Origin of the sequence: Corallococcus silvisoli (genome assembly GCF_009909145.1) — a bacterium.
Taxonomy (GTDB): Bacteria; Myxococcota; Myxococcia; order Myxococcales; family Myxococcaceae; genus Corallococcus; species Corallococcus silvisoli.
On record NZ_JAAAPJ010000022.1, the window covers coordinates 122888 to 129731 of the forward strand.

Genomic DNA, 6844 nt, shown 5'->3' on the forward strand with positions numbered 1-6844 from the left:
CTACTCAATAGTAACTTACCTGACCGAAACCTACCATCCCGTAGGGAAGGCGCGGAGCCGTCACCGTCATGAAATGCCTCGTTTCGCAGGGTGTCGAGTCCAACGCGGTGAAGGGATGACGGCGGCGGCGGTCATGGGCGCGGACAAGCCGAGGCTGCGGGGCGTGCTGCACCAGTGGGCGGCGGCGTTCGCGGTGGGGGCGGGGGTGGTGCTGGTGGCGATGGCGCCCACGCCGCGCACGGCGCTGGCGTCCGCGCTGTACGCGTTGAGCCTGGTGTCGCTGTTCACCATCAGCGCGACGTACCACCGGGTGAACTGGTCGCCGGGGGCGCGGGCGTGGATGCGCCGGGCGGACCACGCGGCCATCTTCCTGCTCATCGCGGGGACCTATACGCCGGTCATCATGCTGGGCCTGCCGCCAGAGGTGGGCAACCCGCTGATGGCCTGGCTCTACGCGGGGGCGCTGGTGGGCATCCTGCAATCGCTGTTCTGGGTGGGGGCGCCCAAGTGGGTGACGGCGGCGCTGGCGATCGCCGTGGGGTGGACGATGATGCCGTACTTCGGCGACGTCTTCCGCGCGGTGGGCAACGCAGCCAGCCTGCTCATCATCGCTGGCGGTCTCGCGTACACGCTGGGCGCGCTGGCGTATGCCTTCAAGCGGCCGAACCCCCGGCCCGGCGTCTTCGGCTACCACGAGGTCTTTCACGCGATGACGCTGGTGGGCGCGGGCCTGCACTTCGCGGTGGTGCTGCGATTGGTGCGCGCGGCGGGGTAGGCCATCTTCAACGGGCCCGCCAGTGTCTGAGGGTCTTCTGCCTCGGATGGTTGCGCGGGGAAGGGTTGTTTTTCCGCATGGCCGGGGCGGGGATAAAGGGGGCCCGGGAGGAGCATGGCCATGCATCTTCGTGGAGTGGTGCTTTTCGCGGTCCTGGCGCTGGGGCAGGGCTGTATGCGTTCGATGGCGCTGAGGGATCCAGAGCTGCGGCGTCGCGCGGCGAACATCACCCTCATCAAGGCGGAGGACCTGTCCGGACGGAGGTTCACGTTCCTGGGTGAGGTTGAAGCCTCCTCCTGCACCAGCGGCATCTACCGGACCAACTACTCGCCCGCGGCCCTCCAGGAGATGCTGAAGGGCGAAGCCGCGAGGCTTCATGCCGACGCCGTGACGAACATCGCGTGCTCCGAGGGCGGCATGCGCTTCCAGTGCTACACGTCCTATGAGTGCCGGGGCGACGCCATCCGCTGGGATGAACCGCCTTCCAGGTCGCACCCGGGCAAGAAGTTCACCCTGCTTTTGCGGGACTGAAGGCAGGGGAGCGAGCGGGCGCGGAGGCCGTGAAGTCCTCCGCGCCTCCCGGTAGACTCGCGGCCTCGTGGCCTTCGTGGAAGACGCAGCTGGAAGCACGTGGCGGAGCTGGGCGAAGCGGGCCGCTGTCTGGTCGGCACCCGCGCTCTTCTCCGCCCTGGAGACATACTCGTTCAGCCGCGACATGCCGCAGGCACCCGCGCCGTGGCGCGTGCTCGCCGCGCAGATGCCCGCCTGGTACGTGTGGCTGCCCCTCACGCCGTGGCTCACCCGGCTCGCGCTGCGCGAGCGCCTGAATCCGCCCCGGGTCCGCCCGGTCGTCGTGCATCTGCTGGCGTGTCTGGGCATGGGGGCCCTCTTCGCTGGCGTGTACGCGACGACGACGGCCGGGTTCATGCCTCCCATGCCTGGACGGGAGTCCGTGACGTGGGCCGCGCGCTGGCTGCGCGCGTGGTGGGGTTGGCTGCCGATGATGGGCATGGCCTACGCGACGGTGCTGGCGGTGGCCTCCGCCAACCAGTCCGCTCGCCGGGCGCGGGACAGCGAGCGTCAAGCGGCGGCGCTCGCGGTGCAGCTGGCCGAGTCCCGGCTGCTCGCGCTCCAGTCGCAGCTTCACCCGCACTTCCTCTTCAACACGCTCAACGCCATCGTCGTGCTGGTGCGCGAGCGCGAGACACAGGAGGCCGCCCGCATGCTGGTGCTGTTGAGCGACCTGCTCCGCCAGCTGCTCCAGAAGGGCGCCACGCAGGAGGTGCCCCTGCGCGACGAGGTGGCGGTGCTGTCGCGCTACCTGGAGCTCCAGCGGCTGCGCTTCGCGGACCGGCTGCGCGTGGAGTGGGCCGTGGACCCGGACGTGCTGGAGGCCTCCGTGCCGCACCTCGTGCTCCAGCCGCTCGCGGAGAACGCCCTCCGCCACGGCATCGGCATGCGCTCCGCGGCCGGGGTGCTGCGCATCGGCGCGCGGCGACTTGGCGACGCGCTGGAGCTGACGGTGGGCGACGACGGGCCGGGGCTCCCCCGGGAGTTCGACCTGGAGGCCTGCCAGGGCATCGGCCTGTCGAACACGCGCGCGCGGCTGTCGCAGCTCTACGGTGACGCGGGGCACCTGCGCATCCGCGGTCCGGAGGGCGTGGGCACCGTGGCCACCGTCCTGTTGCCGTGGCGTTGCTCGCCGGACTCCGCCGGGGTCGCGCATGGCTGAGCTGCGGGTGCTGCTGGTGGATGACGAGCCCTTGGCCCGCCGGGGACTGCGGCAGGCCCTGGCCCGCCACCCGGATGTCGTGGTGTGCGGCGAGTGCCGCGACGGCCGCGAGGCGGTGGCCGCCCTGCGCGCCCAGCGGCCCCACCTGGTGCTGCTCGACGTGCAGATGCCGGAGCTGGACGGCTTCGGCGTGCTGCGCGAGGTGGGCGCCGAGCACATGCCCGCCGTCATCTTCGTCACCGCGTTCGACACCTTCGCCGTGAAGGCCTTCACCGTGCATGCGGTGGACTATCTGGTGAAGCCCTTCGACGATGCGCGCTTCGATGAGGCCCTGTCCCGGGCCCGGCAGCGGCTGCGCGCGGGCGAGGCCGCGGAGCTGGGACGACGGCTGGCGGACCTGCTGGCGGACACGGCCCCCGTGCCCAAGCCCACGGAGCCTCCCGTGGACCGGCTGCTGGTGCGCGTGGGCATGCGCTCCGTGCTCGTCCCCGTCGCGGACATCGAGTGGATCGAAGCGGACGACTACTGCGTCACGCTGCACGTGAACGGCAGGGCCCACGTGCTGCGGGAGAGCCTGGCGGCGCTGGAGGCGCGGTTGGACCCGGAGCGCTTCGTGCGCATCCACCGCTCCGCCATCGTGAACGTGGGGTGCATCCAGGAGGTGCACCGGCCCTCGCCCACGGAGCAGGTGGTGGTGCTGGCGAACGGCCAGCGGCTGCGTGTGAGCCGCAGCCGCCGGGAGCACCTGGAGCGGCGGTTGGGCCGGGCCCGGTAGCGCGCGCTCAGGGCGCGCGGGCCTTGTCCACGGCGGTGGTGAGCGCGCTCCAGTCGGTGGGCTTCAGGTGCATGCCGAACACGCGGGCCACGGGGAGCTTCTCGCGCCCGGCCACCTCCACCGTTTCATCCACCTGCTGCACGTTGAAGAACGTGCCGTCCGGCTGAGGCTGCACCAGGTCGGAGGTGTAGAGCAGGCGAGGCTCCGGCAGCCACACGAACAGCATCCGCTCTCCCGTCTCCGTGCGCGCCGGGAGCAGCACCAGCGCGTTCCTTCCGCTGCCCAGCACCCGCCGCGCGCTCACGGTCTGGAGCTTCGCGGCGCGGGGCGCCCGGGCGAGCGCATCCGGCAGCAGGGTGCGCGGCGACGCGACCAGCCGCTCCACCAGCGCGCGGTTGAGGTCCAGCGCGTACACCGGGATGCCGCGTGCCACGTACTCCCGCAGCCCGCCGACGTGGGGCCACGCATCACTGGTGGACACCACGGCCTTCACCTTCAGGCCCGGGAAGCGCTTCGCGGCCTCGTCCAGCACTTGCGCCGAATAGCCCGAGGAGATGGGCCCTTCCACCACCACCACGCCGTCATCCTGCGCCACCAGCGTCACGTTCCACGCGCCCGGGAGCTGCACCACGCCGGACGACACCTCCACCGGCGGAGTCTCCGCACGGGTGACGGGCATGTCCTCCAGCTTCCTCGCGCGGCGTGCCTCGAAGCCCTGCTTCACGTCGTCCGGCACGGTGAAGTCCTCGTCCCTGAGCGGCGGATCCACCGTCACCGCCGTCACCGTCACGGAGTGGTGGGGCTGGCCGTTGCGGGCCCACTCCCAGTGGCGCGGATAGCGCAGGCCGCCCGGCTCCAGCGTCCACGACTGGAAGGACAGCACGGTGCGCACGTCTCCCCAGGCGCTCCAGAACAGATCCTCCGGGTGCGCGTCCACCGTCTCCACCGCCGTGGGCAGGCCCGTGTGGGCGTTGAGGAACAGGCGCACGCTCGCGCGCCCCAGGTGGAAGGCGACGACGTGGTGGGGCACCTCCTGGAGCACCGTGTCCGGTTGTGCGCGCAGGTCCTTCGCGTCCAGGGCCGCGAGCAGCACGTGCTCCGGCGCCAAGGCCAGCCGCTCCTGGAGGTCCTGGAGCTGCGCGTTGCCCAGGGGCCTCCATTTGCCCTCGACCTCCGCGGCCACCACGCCGTCGGACAGCCGCACCGTCATGGCCTTCCAGGGGTCCAGCACCGCGCCGCGGCCCTCCGTCTTCTGGTGCAGGCGGCCCTTGCGCAGGTCGCGCACCTCGTCGAACTGCTCGTACATCACCAGGAAGGGCGGCGTGGGCCGTTCGGACTGCTCCAGCAGGTTCCAGTGGCCAATGCCCTGCACGCGGAGGCTCGCGAGCGCGCGGAGCCGGGCTTCACCGCCCATGGCCTCGGCGGCGGCGCGGACGCGGGTGCGTCCTGGCTCCTCTCCAGCGGAGGTGGGCAGGGTGAACAACAGGAGGACGGCGACGGCGGACAGCAGGAGGGTTCTTCGCATGACGCCAGGATGTCGCGGGCGAGGCCGCGCCTCCGGGGGCATGCCGCCAGCGACGCGAACGGCGCGGCGAACGGTGGGCAGGTCGCGGCGAATGACCGTCCTTCCCTCGCCGGGCAGCCAGCCTGGCGGCAGGCTGGCGTGTCCGTCCCGTCGCGGAGGGGCGACGCGGTGCACATCTTCGCCCGGGGAGCACCGGCCCAGGCGAGGGGTGGACGATGAAGAAGACGGTGGCGGACCAGTTCGCGGAGGTCCTCGCGCTCGCGGGGGTGAAGCGCATCTATGGGGTGGTGGGCGACAGCCTGAACGCCCTCACGGAAGCGCTGCGCAAGCGCGGGGACATCGAATGGGTCGCCATGCGCAACGAGGAGGCCGCCGCCTTCGCGGCTGGCGCGGAGGCGCACCTCACCGGCCGGCTCGCCGTGTGCGCGGGGAGCTGCGGCCCTGGAAACCTGCACCTCATCAACGGGCTGTATGACTGTCACCGCAGCCGCGTGCCGGTGCTGGCCATCGCCGCGCAGATCCCCTCCGTGGAGCTGGGCACCGGCTACTTCCAGGAGACGCATCCGGAGGTGCTCTTCAAGGAGTGCAGCCACTACTGCGAGCTGGTCTCCGCCCCCCACCAGATGCAGCGCACGGCGGAGATCGCCGTCCGCAACGCGGTGGGGAAGGGCGGCGTGGCGGTGGTGGTGCTCCCCGGCGATGTCGCCACGCAGAAGACGGAAGAGGCGAGGGCCCCCACGCCGGAGTCCCTGCGCGGCACCCTCTCCCAGGTGATGCCCGCTCCCGCGCAGGTGGAGCAGATGGCCGCGCTGCTCAACCGCGGGGCGCGCGTGACGCTCCTGTGCGGCGCGGGTTGCGAGGGCGCGGGGCCGCAGGTGGTGGAGCTGGCGCGGAAGCTCCAGGCGCCTGTCGTCTCCGCGCTCCGGGGCAAGGAGTACGTCGAGAAGGAGAACCCCCACTTCGTGGGGCTCACGGGCCTCATCGGCTACGCGTCCGGGTACTGGGCGATGATCGACTGCGACGTGCTCCTGATGCTGGGCACGGACTTCCCCTACCGGCAGTTCTATCCAGACAGCGCGGACACCCGCATCATCCAGGTGGATGTGCGCGCGGAGAACATCGGCAAGCGCACCCGGGTGGACGTGGGCGTGGTGGGCAGCGTGTCCGCCACGGTCCAGGCGCTGTTGCCCCGCATCGAGGCGAAGCGCGACACGAAGCACCTGGAGCGCGCGCTCGCGCACTACCGCAAGACGCGAGACGAGCTGGACGCGCTGGGGGTGGGGACGGTGGGCAGGAAGCCCATCTATCCGCCGCAGGTGGCGCGGGCGTTCGACCTCCAGGCGTCGGACGACGCCATCTTCACCTGCGACGTGGGCCTGCCCACGGTGTGGGCCGCGCGCTACGCGACCATGCGCGGACGAAGGCGGCTGCTGGGCTCGTTCAACCATGGCTCCATGGCCAGCGCGCTGGCGCAGGCCATTGGCGCGCAGAAGGCGTTCCCGGACCGCCAGGTCGTGGCCTTCTCCGGAGACGGCGGCTTCACGATGTTGATGGGGGACTTCATCAGCCTCGTGCAGCTGGGGCTGCCCATCAAGGTCGTGGTCTTCAACAACAGCTCCCTGGGCTTCGTGGCGATGGAGCAGCAGGTGGCAGGCATGCTCGACGTGGGCACGGCGCTCCGCAACCCCAACTTCGCCGCCCTGGCGGAGGCCGTGGGCATCAAGGGCCTGCGCGTGGAGGACCCGGGCTCCGTCGACGAGGCGGTGCAGCTGGCGCTCGCGACACCCGGCCCCGTGCTGGTGGACGCGGTCGTCAGCAAGGCGGAGCTGGTGATGCCGCCGAAGATCACCGCGTCGATGGCCGCGGGCTTCACCCTCTTCGGCATCAAGGCCCTGCTCAACGGCCGCACCACCGAGGTGCTGGAGCTGGCGCGCACCAACCTCTGGCGCTGATGCCCCTTTTTCACGGGGCGCCCCGTGGCGGGAAGGGACGGGGGATGAGCCATTCATGCCCGCGCCATGATGACTCCGTGAAGAT

At 71.3% G+C, this 6844-nt stretch carries 6 protein-coding genes; 5 read left to right on the forward strand and 1 reads right to left on the reverse strand.

What is annotated here, in order from left to right:
- Window positions 1-115: 115 nt before the first annotated feature.
- The 4 genes from trhA (at window position 116) to GTY96_RS33215 (ending at window position 3282) form a co-directional block, all read left to right on the forward strand.
- Complete coding sequence (gene trhA, locus GTY96_RS33200) at window positions 116-775, forward strand: PAQR family membrane homeostasis protein TrhA (protein ID WP_143908268.1); 660 nt, start codon at window positions 116-118, stop codon at window positions 773-775.
- 120 nt (window positions 776-895) lie between these two features.
- On the forward strand, window positions 896-1306 hold the full coding sequence (gene rcsF, locus GTY96_RS33205) for an Rcs stress response system protein RcsF (protein WP_161666798.1): 411 nt from the start codon (window positions 896-898) through the stop codon (window positions 1304-1306).
- A 67-nt stretch (window positions 1307-1373) separates the two neighbouring features.
- Window positions 1374-2507, forward strand: a complete 1134-nt coding sequence (locus GTY96_RS38640) for a sensor histidine kinase (RefSeq protein WP_161666799.1) — start codon at window positions 1374-1376, stop codon at window positions 2505-2507.
- Complete coding sequence (locus GTY96_RS33215; protein ID WP_143908274.1) at window positions 2500-3282, forward strand: LytR/AlgR family response regulator transcription factor; 783 nt, start codon at window positions 2500-2502, stop codon at window positions 3280-3282. Before GTY96_RS38640 ends, GTY96_RS33215 begins: the two co-directional genes overlap by 8 nt.
- 7 nt (window positions 3283-3289) lie before the next feature.
- On the opposite strand, the gene GTY96_RS33220 is transcribed toward GTY96_RS33215, so the two are convergent.
- The gene (locus GTY96_RS33220; RefSeq protein WP_161666800.1) at window positions 3290-4807 is read right to left on the reverse strand and encodes an MBL fold metallo-hydrolase; all 1518 of its coding nucleotides are present in this window, start codon (window positions 4805-4807) and stop codon (window positions 3290-3292) included.
- 215 nt (window positions 4808-5022) lie between these two features.
- On the opposite strand from GTY96_RS33220, the gene poxB reads away from it, so the two are divergent.
- Window positions 5023-6759 (forward strand): ubiquinone-dependent pyruvate dehydrogenase, encoded by a 1737-nt coding sequence (poxB, locus tag GTY96_RS33225; protein WP_143908278.1) that lies wholly within the window; start codon window positions 5023-5025, stop codon window positions 6757-6759.
- Window positions 6760-6844 lie beyond the last annotated feature (85 nt).

Bases quoted from the DNA above. Each gene is read 5' to 3' on its own strand.
- trhA (WP_143908268.1), top strand. From the start codon at position 116: ATGACGGCGGCGGCGGTCATGGGCGCGGACAAGCCGAGGCTGCGGGGC.
- GTY96_RS33215 (WP_143908274.1), top strand. From the start codon at position 2,500: ATGGCTGAGCTGCGGGTGCTGCTGGTGGATGACGAGCCCTTGGCCCGC.
- poxB (WP_143908278.1), top strand. From the start codon at position 5,023: ATGAAGAAGACGGTGGCGGACCAGTTCGCGGAGGTCCTCGCGCTCGCG.
- GTY96_RS33220 (WP_161666800.1), bottom strand. From the start codon at position 4,807: ATGCGAAGAACCCTCCTGCTGTCCGCCGTCGCCGTCCTCCTGTTGTTC.
- rcsF (WP_161666798.1), top strand. From the start codon at position 896: ATGCATCTTCGTGGAGTGGTGCTTTTCGCGGTCCTGGCGCTGGGGCAG.